Consider the following 16,855-nt stretch of genomic DNA (forward strand, 5'->3'; position numbering starts at 1 on the left):
GGCACCCCGGGACCCGGCTTCCGGGTACGCAGCAAGCACGAGGGGAAGAGAAAGCGCGGATGTCCGTCACCACTCCTCCACGTCCGCCTGGCCCGCCCGGGCCCCCGCCGCCCGGTGGCCGTCCGCCGGGCCCGCCGCCGCGGCCGGGCAGACCCGGTGGTCCCGGTGGCCCTGGTGGCGTTCCCGGTGGACCCGGTGGTGTTCCTGGCGGACCTGGTGCCGTTCCCGGTGGCCCTGGCGGACCCGGTGGCGTGCCCGGCGGTCCTGGCATGCCCCCGCGTGGTCCCGGCGGCCCCGGTCCTGGCGGACGTCCGGGCGGCCCTGGCGGTCCCGGTCCTGGCGGTCCCGGTCCCGGCGGTCCCGGTCCCGGCGGCCCCGGTGGCGGCGGTCCTGGTGGTCCCGGTGGCGGCGGTCCTGGTGGTCCCGGCGGCGGTGGCCCCGGCGGTCCCGGCGGCGGTGGCCCCGGCGGTCCCGGCGGCGGTGGCCCCGGCGGTCCCGGCGGTCCTCAGGGGCCCGACGACAGCGGCCCCGCAACTCCCCCGCCCGGCCCGGCCCGGATGGCCCCGCCGGCGCGGCGACGGTCCGCCGGCGTCACGCTCGGCCCGCTGCCCGTGACCAACCTCGTCGTGCTCGAAGTCGGCCTCGCGATCGGCCTGGTCCTGCTCGCGATCGACATGTCGCTCAAGTACGTCGGCATCGGCATCGTCGGCTTCGCCCTCATCGTCGCGCTGCTGCGCTGGCGCGGCCGCTGGTTCACCCAGTGGGTCGGCCTGACGCTGCGCTACACCGTCCGCTCGCACGACCGGGTCGCGGACCCGCTGCCGCCGAGCACCGTCGAAGCCATGACCGCCGAAGAAACCACGGTCACCGGTCCCGACGACGCCCGCGTGAACCTGCTGCGGATCGCCGTGCCGGACCTCGTCGTCGCCCACGGCGTCGACCACGAGCGCCAGCAGGTCGGGCTCGCCTGGAACGACGGCACCTGGACGGCGGTGCTGCTCGTCGAGCCGACCCCGGCGCTGATCACCCAGGCCGACGGCGCGCCGAGCCTGCCGCTGTCGGCGCTGGCGCCCTGCCTCGAAGACCGCGGTGTGGTCCTCGACTCGATCCAGATGATCTGGCACTGCTACCCGGGCAGCGCGGCGTTGCCGTCGGACTCGCCGGCGCTGAGCTCCTACATGGAGGTGCTGGGCCCGCTGCCCGCGGCGGCCCGGCGGACGACGTGGGTGGCGATCCGGCTCGACCCGCGGCGGTGCCCGGCGGCGATCCGGGAACGCGGCGGCGGCGTCGTCGGCGCCCACCGCGCGCTGATCGGCGCGCTGTCGCGGGTGCGCAACGCGCTGGAGTCCCAGGGCGTGCCCACCCGGCCGCTCGACCCGGACGAGCTGCTGCGGGCGAGCATCTCGGCGGCGGAGCTGACCTCCGTTGCCGGCTCACCCACCAAGGTGACGCTGCAGGAACGCTGGTCCGGCGTGACCGCGGCCGGCATCGGGCACGCGAGCTACGCCATCACCGGCTGGCCGAAGGGCAAGGTCACCAACAGCCTCAACGCGCTGACGAGCGTCCGCGCGCTGTCGGCGACGCTCGCGATGTCGATCTCCCCGGCGTCCGACGAGGGCAAGATCGGCCTGCGCGGCGTGGTCCGGCTGAGCGCGCGGAACCCGCGTGAGCTCGACGCCGCCGACCAGCGGCTGCAGGGGCTGTCCGAGCGGCTCGGGGTGGACCTGACGCCGCTGCGCGGGCTGCAGGTTTCCGCGTTCGCCGCGACGCTGCCGATCGGAGGAACAGCATGAGTTCGCGCATCCGTGACGCCGGGCAGAACAGCGGCGTGGCACCGGAGTTCACGGTGGATCCGGCGCTGCTCGACGCGATCAGCCCCTCGGGTGACCGCGGCGGCATCGTCCTCGGCTCGGGCCTCAAGGGCGAGCCGCTGACCATCTCGGCGCTGCGCTCGACCCCCACCCGGATCGTGCTGGTGGGCGGGCTGTACCTGGCCCGCCAGGTGGCCATGCGCGCGATGGCGGTCGGCGCGTGGGTCGTGGTCGCGACCGGGCGCCCGACGGAGTGGCAGGTGCTCTCCCGGGCGGCCGGCAGCCGCGACGGGCGGCCGTCGCCGCTGGTGCAGATCCGCCGGTTGTCGCCGGTCGAGCTGCCGCGGCCGTCGGAGGACGCGCCGCTGCTGGTGGTCACCGACGGCGGCCCGACACCGCAGGACCTGTTCCCGCCCCGCTCGCCCTGGCAGACCACGGTCTACGTCCTCCCGTACCTGCACCCGCAGGCGGGCGCGACGGCCAACGCGGCGGACCTGGTGCTGATGCAGCGCCTCCCGGCCGGCCAGGCCGAGCTGGCGGCCCGCATCTGGCGCCTGCCGCCGCAGATGATGCGGCAGCTGACGACGTTGAAGGACGATCAGGTGGTGGCCCTGGGCCGCAACCTCTGGCGTCCCCTCCGCCTGGTCACCACGGGCAAGGAGCAGCAGCTCCTCGGCCCGGTCCGCCGCGGCGACTGACCTCGCTTCCCGACAACTTCGTGAAGGCCACCTTGAGGAACTTAAAGTTCCTCAAGGTGGCCTTCACGAAGTTTGGTGGCTAGAGCGAGGTGCGGATGTTGCGGGTTTGCTCGGCACGGGCCGCGAGGTCGGCGTCCGGGGGGTAGTCCACGCCCAGGAGCGTCAAGCCGTGGGCGGGAGCCACCGCGCTGTCGCGGATGCCGCTCTCCAGCACCTTCGACGGCCACGCGTCGGTGCGGCGGCCGTCGCCCACCAGGAGGAGCACGCCGACCAGGCTGCGGACCATCGAGTGGCAGAACGCGTCCGCGGAGACCCGGACCTCCAGCAGGTGGTCGTCCACCCGCTCCCACGTCAGGCGCTGCAGCTCGCGGATCGTGGTGCCCGTGTCGCGCTGCTTGCAGTACGCCGCGAAGTCGTGCAGGCCCAGTAGTTCCGCCGCCGCCGCATTCATCGCGTCCGTCGACAGTGGACGGTTCCAGGCCAGGGTGTCGTGGCGGCGCAGCGGGTCCACGCCCCACGGCGCGTCCGAGACCCGGTAGCGGTAGTGACGGCGGATCGCCGAGAACCGCGCGTCGAAGCCCTCGGGAGCGATCCGGGCGCCCAGGACGCGTACGTCGCCCGGCAGCAGGCGGTTCCAGCGGCCCGTCATGCGCGTCAGATCGGGGATGCCTTCGGAAGAGACGGGGACGCGGCCCGAAGCCTCGGAAAGGGGCACCACGTCGACGTGGACCACCTGGCCGGTCGCGTGCACGCCGGCGTCCGTGCGGCCCGCCACGACGACGGACTTCGGGACGGCGGCCCCCGGTGGCTGCCGCTGCAGGGCCTCCTCCAGGACGCCCTGGACCGTGCGACGGCCCGGCTGGCGGGCCCAGCCCGAGAAGTCCGTGCCGTCGTAGGAGACGTCCAGGCGCAGACGAACGAGCCCGCCCTCCCCGAAGGGAGTGGCGGGCTCGTCCGGTGTCGAAGCGGCCGTCAGGACGTCAGTCCTTCTTGGCGTCGGCGTCGGTCTCCTCCGAAGCGGGAGCCTCGGTGGTGTCCTCGGCCTTGGCCTCCTCGGCAGCGGGAGCCTCCTCGGCCGGAGCCTCGGTGGTGGTCTCCTCGGCAACCGGAGCGGCGGCCTTCTCGTCCTTGGCGAACTTGGTCTTGCGAGCGCGCTCGGCCTCGGACGTCACGGTCTTCTCGGGCACCAGTTCGATGACCGCCATCTTGGCGTTGTCGCCCTTGCGCGGAATCGTCTTGGTGATCCGGGTGTAACCGCCCGGACGCTCCGCGAAGTGCGGACCGATCTCGGCGAACAGCTTGTGCAGGACGTCCTTGTCACGGACGACCTTCTGCACCTGACGGCGGTTGTGCAGGTCGCCCCGCTTCGCCTTCGTGATCAGCTTCTCGGCCAGCGGGCGGACCCGGCGGGCCTTCGCCTCGGTGGTCGTGATCTTGCCGTGCTCGAACAGCTGCGTGGCCAAGTTGGCCAGGATCAGCCGCTCGTGCGCGGACGACCCGCCGAGCCGGGCTCCCTTGGTAGGGGTGGGCATTGGTTCTCCTACTAGTTCAGCTCGCAGCGTCCAGGCACAGAGCCCTAGAGCTGCTCGGTCTCTGCGTAGTCCTGGCCATCGTCGTGGCCGTCCGAAATCCCGTCGGCGATGCCACCGACACCCTCCGACCAGCCTTCACCGTCGTAGCTGGCGGCCGCCGCGGTCGGGTCGAACCCGGGCGGGCTGTCCTTCAGCGCGAGGCCGAGACCGACGAGCTTGAGCTTGACCTCGTCGATCGACTTGGCGCCGAAGTTGCGGATGTCGAGCAGGTCCGCCTCGCTGCGCGAGACGAGCTCGCCCACCGTGTGGATGCCTTCGCGCTTGAGGCAGTTGTACGACCGGACGGTGAGGTCCAGGTCCTCGATCGGCATCGCGTAGGCGGCGATGGTGTCTGCCTCCTGCGGCGACGGGCCGATCTCGATGCCCTCGGCGTCGACGTTCAGCTCGCGAGCGAGACCGAACAGCTCCACCAGCGTCTTGCCGGCCGACGCGACCGCGTCGCGCGGCGTGATCGACGGCTTGGTCTCGACGTCCAGGATCAGCTTGTCGAAGTCGGTGCGCTGCTCGACACGGGTGGCCTCGACCTTGTAGGTCACCTTGAGCACCGGCGAGTAGATCGAGTCGACCGGGATCCGGCCGATCTCCGCGCCCGCCTGCTTGTTCTGCAGGGCCGGAACGTAACCGCGGCCGCGCTCGACGACGAGCTCGATCTCGAGCTTGCCCTTGCCGTTCAGCGACGCGATGTGCAGATCCGGGTTGTGCACGGTGACACCCGCCGGCGGCACGATGTCGGCCGCCGTGACCTCACCCGGGCCCTGCTTGCGCAGGTACATGGTGACCGGCTCGTCCTCTTCCGAGGAGACCACGAGCTCCTTGAGGTTCAGGATGATGTCGGTGACGTCTTCCTTCACCCCGGGAACGGTGGTGAACTCGTGCAGCACGCCGTCGATGCGGATGCTCGTCACGGCCGCGCCCGGGATGGACGACAGCAGCGTACGACGCAGCGAGTTGCCGAGCGTGTAGCCGAAGCCGGGCTCCAGCGGTTCGATGGTGAACCGGGAGCGGGTCTCGTTGACCGTCTCTTCGCCGAGAGCCGGCCGCTGGGAAATCAGCATTTCTTCCTAATTCCTTTCCAGACGACGCCCGCCATATGACGTCGAAGGGATGGCGCGGCGGCGGCGCACCTGTCGCGCCGCCGCCTTGTCCGACGGTGCCGGACTACTTCGAGTAGAGCTCGACGATCAGCTGTTCCTGAACCGGAACATCGATCTGCGCACGCTCCGGCAGCTGGTGGACCAGCACGCGGAGGTTGGACTGGACGACCTGCAGCCACGCCGGGACCGGACGGTCGCCGTAGGACTCCTTCGCCACGACCAGGGGCAGCATCGAGAACGACTTCGGCCGCACGTCGATGATGTCCCACTTCGAGACCTGGAAGGACGGGACGTTGACCTTGACGCCGTTGACCAGGAAGTGGCCGTGGCTCACCAGCTGACGCGCCTGACGGCGGGTGCGGGCGATGCCGGCGCGGTAGATCACGTTGTCCAGGCGGGACTCGAGGATCTGCAGCAGGTTCTCACCGGTCTTGCCAGGACGCCGGACGGCTTCCTTGTAGTACCGGACGAACTGACGCTCGAGAACGCCGTAGGTGTAGCGAGCCTTCTGCTTCTCCTGCGACTGCAGGAGGTACTCGGACTCCTTGATGCGCCCGCGGCCGTGCTGGCCCGGCGGGTAGGGGCGACGCTCGAAAGCCTGGTCGCCGCCGATGAGGTCAACCTTGAGGCGACGCGAGATACGCGTCGCGGGGCCGGTGTAACGAGCCATTTCTTCTTACTCCTCCCCGTTCCTCAGACCCGGCGCCGCTTGGGCGGGCGGCAGCCGTTGTGAGGCTGCGGGGTCACGTCCTGGATGGTGCCGACCTCGAGGCCGGCCGCCTGCAGCGAGCGGATCGCCGTCTCGCGGCCCGAACCCGGGCCCTTCACGAAGACGTCGACCTTCTTCATGCCGTGCTCGGCGGCCTTGCGGGCAGCGTTCTCGGCGGCCATCTGCGCGGCGAACGGGGTGGACTTGCGCGAGCCCTTGAAGCCCACGTGCCCACTCGACGCCCACGCGATCACGGCACCGGTCGGGTCCGTGATCGAGACGATGGTGTTGTTGAAGGTGCTCTTGATGTGCGCGTGACCGTGCGCAACATTCTTCTTTTCCTTGCGGCGGACCTTCTTGGCCCCGGCCGCAGTACGAGACTTCGGTGGCATGTTCTGAGGGTTCTCCTACTCAGCGCGCGTTCTCTTGGTGAGCGGCGACCGCTTCGGCCTGCCCGCGCCGGATGATCGAACCGGCGTCGGTGTACAGGTTGCGGAGCGCCATCGGGCGGGCGTAGAGCGCCTTGGGCGAAACGCAAGCCGTGCCGCGGCGGTGGACGCCGCCCATCTGCACGACCTTCTTGCCCTGGACGCTCACTTCTTGCCAGCCTTCTTCTTGCCGGCGACCGTCTTCTTCGGACCCTTGCGGGTGCGGGCGTTGGTCTTCGTGCGCTGACCACGGACGGGAAGTCCGCGGCGCCAGCGAAGGCCCTCGTAGCACCCGATCTCGATCTTCCGACGGATGTCGGCGTTCACCTCGCGGCGAAGGTCACCCTCGACCTTGAAGTTCTCTTCGATGTACGTACGCAGCTTCGCGAGGTCGTCATCGCTGAGGTCTTTGACGCGGGTGTCCGCGTTCAGCTCGGCAGCCTTGATGAGCTGCTTCGAGCGGGTACGGCCGATCCCGTAGATGTACGTAAGCGCGATCTCCAACCGCTTTTCGCGGGGGAGGTCTACGCCAGCGAGTCGTGCCATTGGCGTTGATGCTCCTTCATTGAATTCATCTTCAGGTCTGCTCCCCGTCCGGTTCCGGGACCGACTCGCCTGTCGTGCCCTCTGCTTGCGCTTCGGGTGTCCCGGCCCCGGCCTGAAGCCCGGGGGTGAACCGGACCACTCGCGTGGCCCGGCAGGTGCGGGGAGGGTGTGTAGCCGTCAATCCACTCTGGTTCGAGTGCGAGTGATCAGCCCTGCCGCTGCTTGTGCCGCAGGTTCTCGCAGATCACCATGATCCGGCCGTGACGGCGGATCACCTTGCACTTGTCGCAGATCTTCTTGACGCTCGGCTGGACCTTCACGTCTTCTGCTCTCCTGCTTCTGTGACATCCGAGGCTTCGCCCCGGGCCGGGGGCCTCGCCACCCGGACCCCCGAAACCTCAGCTGAGCTGCTTCTCGTGATCACTTGTAGCGGTAGACGATGCGACCACGAGAGAGGTCGTAGGGCGAAAGCTCCACGACAACCCTGTCCTCGGGCAGGATGCGGATGTAGTGCTGCCGCATCTTGCCGCTGATGTGAGCCAGGACCTTGTGGCCGTTCTCCAACTCGACGCGGAACATCGCGTTGGGGAGCGGCTCGACTACGCGGCCTTCGACCTCGATGGCCCCGTCTTTCTTCGCCATGTCCTCCGCATTTCCTTGTCGAACACTGCCTTGTCAGCACTGTCTGCCGCCACACCCGTGATCAACTCGAGCACTAGCGCCGGGTTGGGGTGTTGCGTGGCACACTGGTGCCCGGGTCCCAGTAGACCGTGAATTCACGAGCGCGCAGGATCCGGGCGCGATAAGTGCGCCGACTTGACAGTGTACGCATGCCGTGTCGCGACCCCCAAACCGGGGGTGACCATGCTAGGCGGAGGTCCGGCCAGGTCGTGAGTGGTAATTAGGGTTCTAACCCTAATTACCACTCACGAGGGTGTTTGCGCAGGTCAGGCGTCTTCGGCGGCCGTGAGCACCCAGGGGCCGTCTTCGGTGATCGCCACCGTGTGCTCCCAGTGGGCCGCGCGGGAGCCGTCGGCCGTGACGACCGTCCAGCCGTCGTCCAGCTCGCGGGTCTCGCCGCCGCCACCGGTCAGCATCGGCTCGATCGCCAGCGCCATGCCCGGCTTCAGCCGCGGGCCCTTGCCCGGCTTGCCGACGTTCGGCAGGAAGGGGTCCATGTGCATCTCGCGGCCGATGCCGTGGCCGCCGTACTCGACGATCATCCCGTACTCGATGCCGTCGTCGCGGCTCGCGCGCTCGGCGGCGGACTGGACGGCGTAGGAGATGTCGGTGAGCCGGCCGCCGGCGCTGACCGCCTCGATACCGGCCCACATCGCCGCCTCGGTCGCCGCGGACAGCGCGAGATCGGCGTCGGAGACCTGGCCGATGGCCAGCGTCACGGCGGAGTCGCCATGCCAGCCGTCAAGGATGGCGCCGCAGTCGACGGAGATGATGTCGCCGTCGGCGAGCACCTGGGTCTTCGCCGGGATGCCGTGGACGATCTGCTCGTTCACCGACGCGCAGATCGACGCCGGGAAACCGTGGTAGCCCTTGAACGACGGCACCGCGCCGGCGTCCCGGATCGTCTGCTCGGCCAGCTCGTCGAGCTCGGCGGTGCTGACGCCCGGTTTCGCCGCGGCACGGACCGCCGCGAGCGTGCGGGCGACGACCAGGCCGGCGGCCCGCATCGCCTGCAGCTCGTCCGGGGTCTTGACTTCGATCATGCGCCCACGCCGGAGCACTTGCAGAACACGCAATCCTCCGAGGTTCACGTGCGGTCGCGCAGCGCTTTCAGCACCCGGCCGGAGATCTCCTCGACGCTGCCGACACCGTCGACGGTCACCAGGATGTCGGCGTAGTACTCCAGCAGCGGCGCGGTGTCCGACACGTAGATCTGCTGACGGCGGCGGATGACCTCTTCGGTGTCGTCCGCACGGCCACGGGACATGAGCCGCCCGACGACGACGTCCTCCGGGACCTGCAGCTGGATCACGGCGTCGAGGGCGACGTCCGAGTCGCCCAGGATCTCGCCGAGGACCTCGGCCTGCTTGGTGTTGCGGGGGAAGCCGTCGAGCAGGAAGCCGATCTTCGCGTCCGGCTCGGTGAGCCGCTCGCGGACCATTTCGTTGGTCACCGAGTCGGGCACGAGCTCACCCGAGTCCAGGTAGCGCTTCGCCTCCTGGCCCAGCGGGGTCTCCTGGCCGACGTGCGCGCGGAACAGGTCACCGGTGGAGATGTGCGGGACGCGCAGCTGTTCGGACAGGGCCACCGCCTGGGTGCCCTTGCCCGCGCCGGGCGGGCCGACGAGAACCAGACGCGTCACTTCAAGAACCCTTCGTAGTTGCGCTGCATCAGCTGGCTTTCGATCTGCTTCACGGTGTCGAGGCCGACACCGACCATGATCAGCACAGCCGTGCCACCGAACGGGAAGTTCTGGTTGTTCCCGCTACCGGTCAGCGACAGGAAGAAGTTCGGAAGGATCGCGATGATGCCCAGGTACAGCGAACCGGGAAGGGTGATCCGGCCCAGCACGAAGCTCAGGTATTCGGCGGTCGGGCGGCCCGGGCGGATGCCGGGGATGAAGCCGCCGAACTTCTTCATCTCTTCCGCACGCTCGTCCACGTTGAACGTGATCGTGATGTAGAAGTACGTGAAGAAGATGATCAAGCCGAAGTACAGCGCGATGTGCGCCCAGCTGGACTGGTTCACGATGTAGTTCTTGATGAACACCTGCCAGCCGGAGTTGGCGTTCTGGTCGCCGACGAGGCGGCTGATCAGGTCCGGCAGGTACAGCAGGGACGACGCGAAGATGACCGGGATGACGCCGGCCTGGTTCACCTTGATCGGCAGGTAGGTCGACGTGCCGCCGTACATCCGGCGGCCGACCATGCGCTTGGCGTACTGCACCGGGATTCGGCGCTGCCCCTGCTCGACGAAGATGACGCTGGCGATGATCACCAGGCCGAAGACGCAGACGATCGCCAGGCCGACACCACCCGCGTTGCTGAGGATGTTGCCACCCTCGACCGGGATGCGGGCCGCGATGTTCAGGAAGATCAGGACGGACATGCCGTTGCCGACGCCGCGTTCGGTGATCAGCTCGCCCAGCCACATCATGACGGCGGTGCCCGCGGTCATGGTGATGACGATGATCGCCAGCGAGTAGACGCTGTTGTCCGGGATGATCGGCTGGTCGCAGTCCGGGAAGAGCTGCTTGCGGTCCGCGAGCGCGACCACGCCGGTGGCCTGCAGGATCGCCAGCGCGACCGTCAGGTACCGGGTGTACTGGGTCAGCTTGCCCTGGCCGGACTGCCCTTCCTTCTTCAGCTCCTCGAACCGCGGGATGACCACGGTGAGCAGCTGGATGATGATGCTCGCCGTGATGTACGGCATGATGCCGGTCGAGAAGAGCGACAACTGCAGCAGCGCACCACCACTGAACAGGTTCAGCAGCTGGTAGACGCCCTCCTGCTGCGCCTGGGAGCTACAGGCCTGTACGGCACCGTACGAGATGCCGGGCGCCGGAATGGTCGCACCGATTCGGTAAACCGCGACGATGGCTAGCGTGAACAGGATCTTCTTGCGTAGATCCGGCGTCGCGAGAGCCGAGCGGAAGGCGCTGAGCACGCGGGGGACCTCCTCGGCGTCGTCGGCTGTCCTAACCGACGATCGGCTTGGCCGGCACGGGGCCGGCAGGAACACACAGCACTACCTGGCACGCAAGCCAGGAACGCTTCGGGGCACACTCGTCCCGAAGCGTGTCGCCGACTCTAACAGCTTCACAGGGCGTGTCCGCAGTCCGTGTGCGTTTTCCGTACCAAGGTTGCTCCGGCGGGTTGATCCACTTCGCCGTCTTGGCCGTATTCCTTGACAGAACGGCTCAAGCGTTCGACGCCGCGAGCACGCCGGCCAGCCCGACGAGCACCACTCCGGTGCCCCGGTCGACGGTGCGCCGGGCCCGCCGGGAGAGCTTGAACGTCTTCACCGCGGCGCGACGTGCGCCGAGCAGCGCGATCTGCGTCGAATTGCGCCTTGACCTGCGATGATGACCTGCAGACGAAGGCGGTGAAGATCGAAACCGCCTTCGGGTCGGTGATCGTGCCGCCGAAAGCGGCCAGGAACTGCCCGAGGCCGGCCGCTATGGCGGCGGGGCGGGCCGGCCGGCCCGCCGCTCCTGAAGCCATGGTTCGTGAAGGCCACCTTGAGGAAGTTGTAGTTCCTCAAGGTGGCCTTCACGGCTTTCGGGGAGGTGCGTTCGACCGGCGAGCCCGGAGAGGCCGTGGCGAACACCGTGCGTCATCCCGTGGTGGAGGCCGAGCAGGTTGTTCGCCCCTGGCGTAAGGGCGACGAGCACGGACGCACCGAAGACCCACATGTGTTCACCGTAGCTGCGGTTCGTCGTCCGGTTCGTCCGGCGGCAGCACGGTGATGGCGACGCCGGAAGGCGGCGTCGGGGTGTCGGCGTAGGCGACGGCCGGATCGGCCCAGCCGGCCGTTCGCAGCGGCAGGTGCGCCACGACGGCGGCGGCCGCGGCCACGACGGCGGCCGCGATCAGGAGCCACATGCCCGGCGCGATGCTCACGTCCAGGTCGAGATCGCCACCCATGGCGGACAGCCCGAAGCCGTGCATGCCGACGGTGGCGACGACCCCGGCGGTGAAGACGGCACCACCGGCGATCAGCCACCGGCCCGCACCACTCCCGGCCCGGGTGGAGGCAAGGACGGCCGCAACGGCCAGCACCACGACGGCGACGAGCACCGGGACACCCAACGGCGAGCCGGCCTGGGCGACGGACTCCTGCCCGGGCAGTTCCATGGTGCTGCCCCAGGCCGTTTCGGTGACGGACAGATCGGTGTTGAGGAACCCCCGCCCGGAGCCGACGTGCTGCCGGAGCCGGAACAGCGGCAGGAAGGTGCCGATGAGGGCCATCAGGGCCGCCAGGGCGGTGAGGGTGGGCGGGAGGAGGCGCAGGAGGGCGGGCGGGCCCGGGAGCGGGGTGGGCAGGCCGGCGAACCGGGGTGCGCCGGGGTGGGGTGGTCCCGCGAACGATGACTGGCCGGGCGGCCCGGCCGGGTGCGGCACGCCGGGCTGGGGTGGCCCGCCGAACGGAGACTGGCCGGGCGGCCCGGCCGGGTGCGGCACGCCGGGCTGGGGTGGCCCGCCGAACGGAGACTGGCCAGGTGGCCCGGGCTCGTGGGGCGCGCCGGGCTGCAGGGGCTGCCCGGCAGGCAGGCCCGGCAGCTCCGCAACCGGGAACGGCAGCGGTGCCGCGTCCGCGGGCCCGGGCGGTCCGGCCGGGAAGAGCTGCGCCGCGGGAGCCGGCCCGCTCCCGGAACCCCCTGGCTCGAAGGACTCCGTAGCGAGCGGCGGGCCGATGTCCGGCGACCGGGGAGCCTCCACCGGGAAGTCGAGGGGCGACTCGCTCCCACCGCCGTCCGCGGGCCGGGGAGCTTCCACCGGGAAGTTCAGCGGCGACTCCGCGCCCTCGGGCCGGGATGCGGGCTCCTGCGACGGTCTGTCCACTCTGCGATCTTCCGTCCGGATTCCCGTCCCGGCAAGGAGCGATCCGGTCAGTCCGGCGGCAGGGCCTGGATCACCACTCCCGACGGCGGGGTCTCCGCCAGGCGCCCAGCACCGAGCGGACCGCTTCGGGGCTCCGGGGCCGAGTGGCTCCTCACGGCCGAACAGCGGCAGCACCGCGCCTTCACCCGGATCACGGAAACGCCAACGGCCCGCCTGGCGGAGCCAGACGGGCCGTTGAACGAGAACGAGCTCAGTTGGTGGTGGCGGAGCCACCGGCCGCTTCGAGCTTCTCCTTGGCGGAGCCGGAGAACGCGTCGGCGGTGACGTTCAGCTTGACGCCGTTCACGTCGCCGTTGCCGAGGACCTTCACCAGCTTGCCCTTGCGGACCAGGCCGCTCTGCGCGAGTTCCTCGGCGCCGATCTGGCCGCCGTCCGGGAAGACGCGGGCGATGTCGCCCACGTTCACCGGCTGGTACTCGGTGCGGAAGCGGTTCTTGAAGCCGCGCAGCTTCGGGAGCCGCATCTGGATGGGCATCTGCCCACCCTCGAACCGGGCCGGCACGTTCTTCCGGGCCTTGGTGCCCTTCGTACCGCGACCGGCCGTCTTGCCCTTCGAACCCTCACCACGGCCCACGCGCATCTTGTCGCGCTTGGCGCCCGGAGCCGGACGCAGGTGGTGGATCTTGATGGCCGTCATGCCTGGACCTCCTCGACCTCCACCAGGTGGCGGACGGTGTGGATCAGACCGCGAACCTGGGGGGAGTCTTCACGCACGACGCTCTGGCGGATCTTGCGCAGCCCGAGGGTGCGCAGCGACTCGCGGTGAGCGTGCTTCGTGCCGATCTTGCTCTTGACCTGGGTGACCTTGAGCTGAGCCATGTCAGGACCCCTGACCCGCGCGCTGGCGCAGCATCCGGGCCGGCGCGACGTCCTCGAGCGGGAGGCCACGGCGAGCCGCGACCTCTTCGGGACGCTGCAGACCCTTCAGGGCCGCCACGGTCGCGTGCACGATGTTGATCGCGTTGTCGGAGCCGAGCGACTTCGACAGCACGTCGTGGACACCCGCGCACTCCAGCACGGCCCGCACCGGGCCACCGGCGATGACGCCGGTACCGGCGGAAGCCGGGCGGAGCAGGACGACACCAGCGGCTTCCTCACCCGTGATCGGGTGGGGAATGGTGCCACCGACGCGCGGAACGCGGAAGAAGTTCTTCTTCGCTTCCTCGACGCCCTTGGCGATCGCCGCGGGAACTTCCTTGGCCTTGCCGTAGCCGACGCCGACCTGACCGTCGCCGTCGCCGACGACCACCAGGGCGGTGAAGCTGAAGCGACGACCACCCTTGACGACCTTGGCGACGCGGTTGATCGTCACGACCTTCTCGAGGTGCGGGGTCTTGTCCTGGCCGGCCCCGCCACGGCCACTGTCGCGCCGGTCCCGGCCGCCACCGCGACGGTCATTGCGGTCGTTGCCGCCCTGCCCGCCGGGTCCGCCCTGTCCGCCGCCGAATTGCCGTGTACGTCCCGGCATCAGGCTTCCTCTCCGTGCTTCTGCAACTGCATCATCCTCAGAACTCCAACCCCGCCTCACGGGCGGCGTCGGCGAGCGCGGCGATGCGGCCGTGGTAGGCGTTGCCCCCACGGTCGAACACCACAGCCGAGATCCCGGCGTTCTTGGCCCGCGCGGCGACGAGTTCCCCGACCTTGGCGGCCTTGGCCTTCTTGTCGCCGTCGTGCGCCCGGACGTCCGCCTCGAGGGTGGACGCCGACGCCAGCGTGCGGCCGGCGAGGTCGTCGATCACCTGCACGGCGATGTGCCGCGAGGATCGCTTGACGACCAGGCGCGGACGCTGGTCGGTGCCCGAGACCTTCTTGCGGAGCCGGAAGTGCCGACGGGCCTTCGCGACGCGGCGGCGGGTCGAGATGTCCTTGCCCACCGGCTTGCGCTTCGTAGTCGTGTCGCTCATGATCACTTACCCGTCTTTCCGACCTTGCGGCGGATCTTCTCACCCTCGTAGCGCAGGCCCTTGCCCTTGTACGGGTCCGGACGCCGCAGCTTGCGGATGACGGCCGAGATCTGGCCGACCTTCTGCTTGTCGATGCCCGAGACCGAGAACCGGGTCGGAGTCTCCACCTTGAAGGTGATGCCCTCCGGGGCCTCGATCTTGACCGGGTGCGAGTAGCCGAGGGCGAACTCGAGGTCCGAACCCTTGGCCTGCACGCGGTAACCCACGCCGTGGATTTCCATCTTCTTCTCGTAGCCGGCGGTGACGCCGACGACGAGGTTGTTCACCAGCGTCCGGGTGAGCCCGTGCAGCGCCTTGCTGGTGCGCTCGTCATCCGGACGCTTGACCAGCAGCGTGCCGGTCTCGTCGCGCTCGACCGTGATCGGCTCGGCGATGGTGTGCTCCAGGGTGCCCTTGGGCCCCTTGACCTTGATGTGCTGACCGTCGATGGTCACCTCGACCCCGGAAGGGACGGCGACCGGCAGCTTTCCGATGCGTGACATGCCTGTACCCCTTCCCTTACCAGACGTAGGCGAGGACTTCGCCGCCCACGCTGTTGCGCTTGGCCTGCCGGTCGGTCTGCAGGCCGCCGGACGTCGAAATGATCGCGATACCGAGGCCGCCGAGCACCGACGGCAGTTCGGTGGACTTTGCGTAGATCCGCAGACCGGGCTTGGAGACGCGCCGCAGGCCGGCGATGCTCCGCTCACGGTTCGGGCCGTACTTGAGCTCGACGACGAGGTTCTTGTGCTTCTCGCCCGGCTCGTCGTGGTAACCCGCGATGTAACCCTCGCGCTTGAGGATCTCGGCGATGTTCGCCTTGAGCTTCGAGTGCGGGAGCTTGACCTCGTCGTGGTACGCCGAGTTCGCGTTACGCAGACGCGTCAAGAAGTCTGCGATGGGGTCGGTCATCGTCATGGTGACCTGTCAACCTTTCTCGCCTGGTTCCCCGCTCCCAGAAGGAGCGGGGCCTGTGGCGAATCTGGAGTTAAAAAGAAGCTCTTACCAGCTGGACTTGCGGACGCCGGGCAGCTCGCCCGCGTGCGCCATCTCGCGAAGGCAGATCCGGCAGAGCCCGAACTTGCGGAACACGGCGTGCGGACGGCCGCACCGCTGACAGCGGGTGTAGGCGCGCACGGCGAACTTCGGCTTCTTCGAGGCCTTGTGGACCAGGGCTTTCTTGGCCATGGGCTCAGTTCTCCTTGAACGGGAAGCCGAGCTTGCGCAGCAGCGCCCGGCCCTCGTCGTCGTTCGTGGCGGTCGTGACGACGGTGACGTCCATGCCGCGCGGGCGGTCGATGGAGTCAGGGTCGATCTCGTGGAACATCGACTGCTCGTTGAGACCGAACGTGTAGTTGCCGTGGCCGTCGAACTGCTTCGGCGAAAGCCCGCGGAAGTCGCGGATACGCGGCAGCGCGATGGTCAGCAGCCGGTCGAGGAACTCCCACATCCGGTCGCCGCGCAGCGTGACGCGCGCGCCGATCGGCTGGCCCTCACGCAGCTTGAACTGCGCGATGGACTTGCGGGCCTTCCGGACCTCCGGCTTCTGGCCGGTGATCAGGGCGAGGTCCTTGACCGCACCCTCGATCAGCTTGCTGTCGCGGGCGGCGTCGCCGACGCCCATGTTCACGACGACCTTCGTCACGCCCGGGATCTGGTGGACGTTGCCGAAGGAGAACTCAGCCTGCAGCTGGCCCTTGATTTCCTCGCGGTACCGCACCTTGAGGCGCGGCGAGGTCTTCTCTGCGGTGGTCATCAGATGTCCTTACCGTTCCGGCGCGAGATCCGGACCTTCTTGCCGTCCTCGCCGATGCGGTAACCCACCCGGGCCGGCTTGCCATCCGAGTCGACGACCATCACGTTCGAGACGTGGATGGGCGCCTCCTGCGTGACGATGCCGCCGGACTGCGCACCGCGCTGGGTCTGGCTGATCCGCGTGTGCTTCTTGATCCGGTTCACGCCCTCGACCAGCACGCGCTCGCGCTCCGGGTAAGCCTGGATGACCTTGCCCTTGGCGCCCTTGTCCTTGCCGGCGATGACGACGACCGTGTCGCCCTTCTTCACCTTCATGGCTTACAACACCTCCGGCGCGAGCGAAATGATCTTCATGAACTTTCGGTCGCGCAGCTCACGGCCCACCGGGCCGAAGATGCGGGTGCCGCGGGGCTCGTTGTCGTTCTTGATGAGCACGGCGGCGTTCTCGTCGAACCGGATGTAGGAACCGTCCGGACGACGGCGCTCCTTGACCGTGCGGACGATGACGGCCTTGACGACGTCGCCCTTCTTCACCCCGGCAGCCGGGATGGCGTCCTTCACGGTGGCGACGATGATGTCGCCGATGCCGGCGTAGCGCCGCCCGGAGCCACCGAGAACGCGGATGCAGAGAATTTCCTTCGCACCCGTGTTGTCGGCTACCCGAAGCCGCGACTCCTGCTGGATCACGTCAACT

26 protein-coding genes are annotated in these 16,855 nt (G+C 69.2%); 3 read left to right on the forward strand and 23 right to left on the reverse strand.

The genetic code is table 11. The annotated features are described in order from the left end of the window. Positions 1-156 precede the first annotated feature (156 nt). From ACLJQF_RS04200 to ACLJQF_RS04210, 3 genes are read left to right on the forward strand one after another with little or no spacing between them, the layout of a single operon-like run. Complete coding sequence (locus tag ACLJQF_RS04200) at positions 157-615, forward strand: hypothetical protein (protein ID WP_410606889.1); 459 nt, start codon at positions 157-159, stop codon at positions 613-615. Continuing rightward, the gene (gene eccE / locus ACLJQF_RS04205; RefSeq protein ID WP_410606890.1) at positions 558-1,793 is read left to right on the forward strand and encodes a type VII secretion protein EccE; all 1,236 of its coding nucleotides are present in this window, start codon (positions 558-560) and stop codon (positions 1,791-1,793) included. The genes ACLJQF_RS04200 and eccE overlap by 58 nt, the downstream gene beginning before the upstream one ends. Continuing rightward, entirely contained in the window at positions 1,790-2,509 is a 720-nt protein-coding gene (locus tag ACLJQF_RS04210; protein ID WP_410606891.1) for a hypothetical protein, read from the forward strand. The genes eccE and ACLJQF_RS04210 overlap by 4 nt, the downstream gene beginning before the upstream one ends. A 79-nt stretch (positions 2,510-2,588) precedes the next feature. Here ACLJQF_RS04210 and truA read toward each other — a convergent pair whose 3' ends face one another. The 23 genes from truA to rplN form a co-directional block, all read right to left on the reverse strand. Beyond that, a complete protein-coding gene (gene truA / locus ACLJQF_RS04215) occupies positions 2,589-3,416 on the reverse strand; it encodes a tRNA pseudouridine(38-40) synthase TruA (RefSeq protein WP_410607444.1) in 828 nt (275 codons plus the stop codon). A gap of 73 nt (positions 3,417-3,489) precedes the next feature. Next, positions 3,490-4,041: a 50S ribosomal protein L17 gene (gene rplQ / locus ACLJQF_RS04220; protein WP_410606892.1), complete on the reverse strand. Its 552-nt coding sequence runs from the start codon at positions 4,039-4,041 to the stop codon at positions 3,490-3,492. Between the two features lie 44 nt (positions 4,042-4,085). Next, positions 4,086-5,156, reverse strand: coding sequence for a DNA-directed RNA polymerase subunit alpha (locus ACLJQF_RS04225; RefSeq protein WP_004558887.1), 1,071 nt, complete (start codon positions 5,154-5,156; stop codon positions 4,086-4,088). 103 nt (positions 5,157-5,259) lie between these two features. Continuing rightward, on the reverse strand, positions 5,260-5,865 hold the full coding sequence (rpsD, locus tag ACLJQF_RS04230; protein WP_410606893.1) for a 30S ribosomal protein S4: 606 nt from the start codon (positions 5,863-5,865) through the stop codon (positions 5,260-5,262). Positions 5,866-5,888: 23 nt separating this feature from the next. Further along, positions 5,889-6,296, reverse strand: a complete 408-nt coding sequence (gene rpsK, locus ACLJQF_RS04235; protein ID WP_004558885.1) for a 30S ribosomal protein S11 — start codon at positions 6,294-6,296, stop codon at positions 5,889-5,891. Between the two features lie 19 nt (positions 6,297-6,315). Continuing rightward, complete coding sequence (locus tag ACLJQF_RS04240; protein ID WP_284745403.1) at positions 6,316-6,501, reverse strand: hypothetical protein; 186 nt, start codon at positions 6,499-6,501, stop codon at positions 6,316-6,318. After that, complete coding sequence (gene rpsM, locus ACLJQF_RS04245) at positions 6,498-6,878, reverse strand: 30S ribosomal protein S13 (RefSeq protein ID WP_004558883.1); 381 nt, start codon at positions 6,876-6,878, stop codon at positions 6,498-6,500. The genes ACLJQF_RS04240 and rpsM overlap by 4 nt, the downstream gene beginning before the upstream one ends. Positions 6,879-7,084: 206 nt before the next feature. Next, positions 7,085-7,198: a 50S ribosomal protein L36 gene (rpmJ, locus tag ACLJQF_RS04250; RefSeq protein WP_004558882.1), complete on the reverse strand. Its 114-nt coding sequence runs from the start codon at positions 7,196-7,198 to the stop codon at positions 7,085-7,087. Between the two features lie 100 nt (positions 7,199-7,298). Next, positions 7,299-7,520, reverse strand: a complete 222-nt coding sequence (infA, locus tag ACLJQF_RS04255; RefSeq protein ID WP_004558881.1) for a translation initiation factor IF-1 — start codon at positions 7,518-7,520, stop codon at positions 7,299-7,301. A 305-nt stretch (positions 7,521-7,825) separates the two neighbouring features. Further along, a complete protein-coding gene (map, locus tag ACLJQF_RS04260) occupies positions 7,826-8,602 on the reverse strand; it encodes a type I methionyl aminopeptidase (protein ID WP_410606894.1) in 777 nt (258 codons plus the stop codon). Between the two features lie 44 nt (positions 8,603-8,646). Further along, positions 8,647-9,201 carry an adenylate kinase gene (locus tag ACLJQF_RS04265; protein WP_410606895.1) on the reverse strand — a complete coding sequence of 185 codons (555 nt, stop codon included), beginning with the start codon at positions 9,199-9,201 and terminating at the stop codon, positions 8,647-8,649. Next, on the reverse strand, positions 9,198-10,505 hold the full coding sequence (secY, locus tag ACLJQF_RS04270) for a preprotein translocase subunit SecY (protein WP_410606896.1): 1,308 nt from the start codon (positions 10,503-10,505) through the stop codon (positions 9,198-9,200). The genes ACLJQF_RS04265 and secY overlap by 4 nt, the downstream gene beginning before the upstream one ends. 752 nt (positions 10,506-11,257) lie before the next feature. After that, complete coding sequence (locus ACLJQF_RS04275) at positions 11,258-12,403, reverse strand: hypothetical protein (protein WP_410606897.1); 1,146 nt, start codon at positions 12,401-12,403, stop codon at positions 11,258-11,260. A gap of 250 nt (positions 12,404-12,653) precedes the next feature. After that, positions 12,654-13,100 (reverse strand): 50S ribosomal protein L15, encoded by a 447-nt coding sequence (gene rplO / locus ACLJQF_RS04280; protein WP_410606898.1) that lies wholly within the window; start codon positions 13,098-13,100, stop codon positions 12,654-12,656. Next, positions 13,097-13,282, reverse strand: coding sequence for a 50S ribosomal protein L30 (gene rpmD / locus ACLJQF_RS04285; protein WP_410596013.1), 186 nt, complete (start codon positions 13,280-13,282; stop codon positions 13,097-13,099). The genes rplO and rpmD overlap by 4 nt, the downstream gene beginning before the upstream one ends. A gap of 1 nt (position 13,283) precedes the next feature. Further along, positions 13,284-13,931, reverse strand: a complete 648-nt coding sequence (rpsE, locus tag ACLJQF_RS04290; RefSeq protein WP_247060534.1) for a 30S ribosomal protein S5 — start codon at positions 13,929-13,931, stop codon at positions 13,284-13,286. Between the two features lie 37 nt (positions 13,932-13,968). Further along, the gene (gene rplR / locus ACLJQF_RS04295; protein WP_410606899.1) at positions 13,969-14,367 is read right to left on the reverse strand and encodes a 50S ribosomal protein L18; all 399 of its coding nucleotides are present in this window, start codon (positions 14,365-14,367) and stop codon (positions 13,969-13,971) included. 2 nt (positions 14,368-14,369) lie between these two features. Further along, complete coding sequence (gene rplF, locus ACLJQF_RS04300; protein WP_410606900.1) at positions 14,370-14,909, reverse strand: 50S ribosomal protein L6; 540 nt, start codon at positions 14,907-14,909, stop codon at positions 14,370-14,372. A gap of 16 nt (positions 14,910-14,925) precedes the next feature. Then, positions 14,926-15,324 carry a 30S ribosomal protein S8 gene (gene rpsH / locus ACLJQF_RS04305; protein WP_103342413.1) on the reverse strand — a complete coding sequence of 133 codons (399 nt, stop codon included), beginning with the start codon at positions 15,322-15,324 and terminating at the stop codon, positions 14,926-14,928. 84 nt (positions 15,325-15,408) lie between these two features. Beyond that, a complete protein-coding gene (locus tag ACLJQF_RS04310; RefSeq protein WP_285988108.1) occupies positions 15,409-15,594 on the reverse strand; it encodes a type Z 30S ribosomal protein S14 in 186 nt (61 codons plus the stop codon). Between the two features lie 4 nt (positions 15,595-15,598). Then, positions 15,599-16,162, reverse strand: a complete 564-nt coding sequence (gene rplE / locus ACLJQF_RS04315; RefSeq protein ID WP_020643209.1) for a 50S ribosomal protein L5 — start codon at positions 16,160-16,162, stop codon at positions 15,599-15,601. After that, a complete protein-coding gene (gene rplX, locus ACLJQF_RS04320) occupies positions 16,162-16,476 on the reverse strand; it encodes a 50S ribosomal protein L24 (protein WP_013222610.1) in 315 nt (104 codons plus the stop codon). Before rplX ends, rplE begins: the two co-directional genes overlap by 1 nt. Positions 16,477-16,479: 3 nt before the next feature. Further along, positions 16,480-16,848, reverse strand: coding sequence for a 50S ribosomal protein L14 (rplN, locus tag ACLJQF_RS04325; protein ID WP_004558867.1), 369 nt, complete (start codon positions 16,846-16,848; stop codon positions 16,480-16,482). Positions 16,849-16,855 lie beyond the last annotated feature (7 nt).

It is taken from the genome of Amycolatopsis sp. lyj-109 (assembly GCF_046548995.1).
Lineage (GTDB): Bacteria > Actinomycetota > Actinomycetes > Mycobacteriales > Pseudonocardiaceae > Amycolatopsis.

What these genes read in the sequence shown, in the direction of transcription:
- rpsD (WP_410606893.1), bottom strand. Translation starts at nt 5,865, where the DNA reads ATGGCTCGTTACACCGGCCCCGCGACGCGTATCTCGCGTCGCCTCAAG.
- rplO (WP_410606898.1), bottom strand. Translation starts at nt 13,100, where the DNA reads ATGACGGCCATCAAGATCCACCACCTGCGTCCGGCTCCGGGCGCCAAG.
- infA (WP_004558881.1), bottom strand. Translation starts at nt 7,520, where the DNA reads ATGGCGAAGAAAGACGGGGCCATCGAGGTCGAAGGCCGCGTAGTCGAG.
- rplE (WP_020643209.1), bottom strand. Translation starts at nt 16,162, where the DNA reads ATGACCACCGCAGAGAAGACCTCGCCGCGCCTCAAGGTGCGGTACCGC.
- rplX (WP_013222610.1), bottom strand. Translation starts at nt 16,476, where the DNA reads ATGAAGGTGAAGAAGGGCGACACGGTCGTCGTCATCGCCGGCAAGGAC.
- ACLJQF_RS04225 (WP_004558887.1), bottom strand. Translation starts at nt 5,156, where the DNA reads ATGCTGATTTCCCAGCGGCCGGCTCTCGGCGAAGAGACGGTCAACGAG.
- eccE (WP_410606890.1), top strand. Translation starts at nt 558, where the DNA reads ATGGCCCCGCCGGCGCGGCGACGGTCCGCCGGCGTCACGCTCGGCCCG.
- rplR (WP_410606899.1), bottom strand. Translation starts at nt 14,367, where the DNA reads ATGAGCGACACGACTACGAAGCGCAAGCCGGTGGGCAAGGACATCTCG.
- rpsK (WP_004558885.1), bottom strand. Translation starts at nt 6,296, where the DNA reads ATGCCACCGAAGTCTCGTACTGCGGCCGGGGCCAAGAAGGTCCGCCGC.
- rpsE (WP_247060534.1), bottom strand. Translation starts at nt 13,931, where the DNA reads ATGCCGGGACGTACACGGCAATTCGGCGGCGGACAGGGCGGACCCGGC.
- ACLJQF_RS04310 (WP_285988108.1), bottom strand. Translation starts at nt 15,594, where the DNA reads ATGGCCAAGAAAGCCCTGGTCCACAAGGCCTCGAAGAAGCCGAAGTTC.
- rplQ (WP_410606892.1), bottom strand. Translation starts at nt 4,041, where the DNA reads ATGCCCACCCCTACCAAGGGAGCCCGGCTCGGCGGGTCGTCCGCGCAC.
- rpsM (WP_004558883.1), bottom strand. Translation starts at nt 6,878, where the DNA reads ATGGCACGACTCGCTGGCGTAGACCTCCCCCGCGAAAAGCGGTTGGAG.
- ACLJQF_RS04210 (WP_410606891.1), top strand. Translation starts at nt 1,790, where the DNA reads ATGAGTTCGCGCATCCGTGACGCCGGGCAGAACAGCGGCGTGGCACCG.
- rpmD (WP_410596013.1), bottom strand. Translation starts at nt 13,282, where the DNA reads ATGGCTCAGCTCAAGGTCACCCAGGTCAAGAGCAAGATCGGCACGAAG.
- rplF (WP_410606900.1), bottom strand. Translation starts at nt 14,909, where the DNA reads ATGTCACGCATCGGAAAGCTGCCGGTCGCCGTCCCTTCCGGGGTCGAG.
- rpsH (WP_103342413.1), bottom strand. Translation starts at nt 15,324, where the DNA reads ATGACGATGACCGACCCCATCGCAGACTTCTTGACGCGTCTGCGTAAC.
- map (WP_410606894.1), bottom strand. Translation starts at nt 8,602, where the DNA reads ATGATCGAAGTCAAGACCCCGGACGAGCTGCAGGCGATGCGGGCCGCC.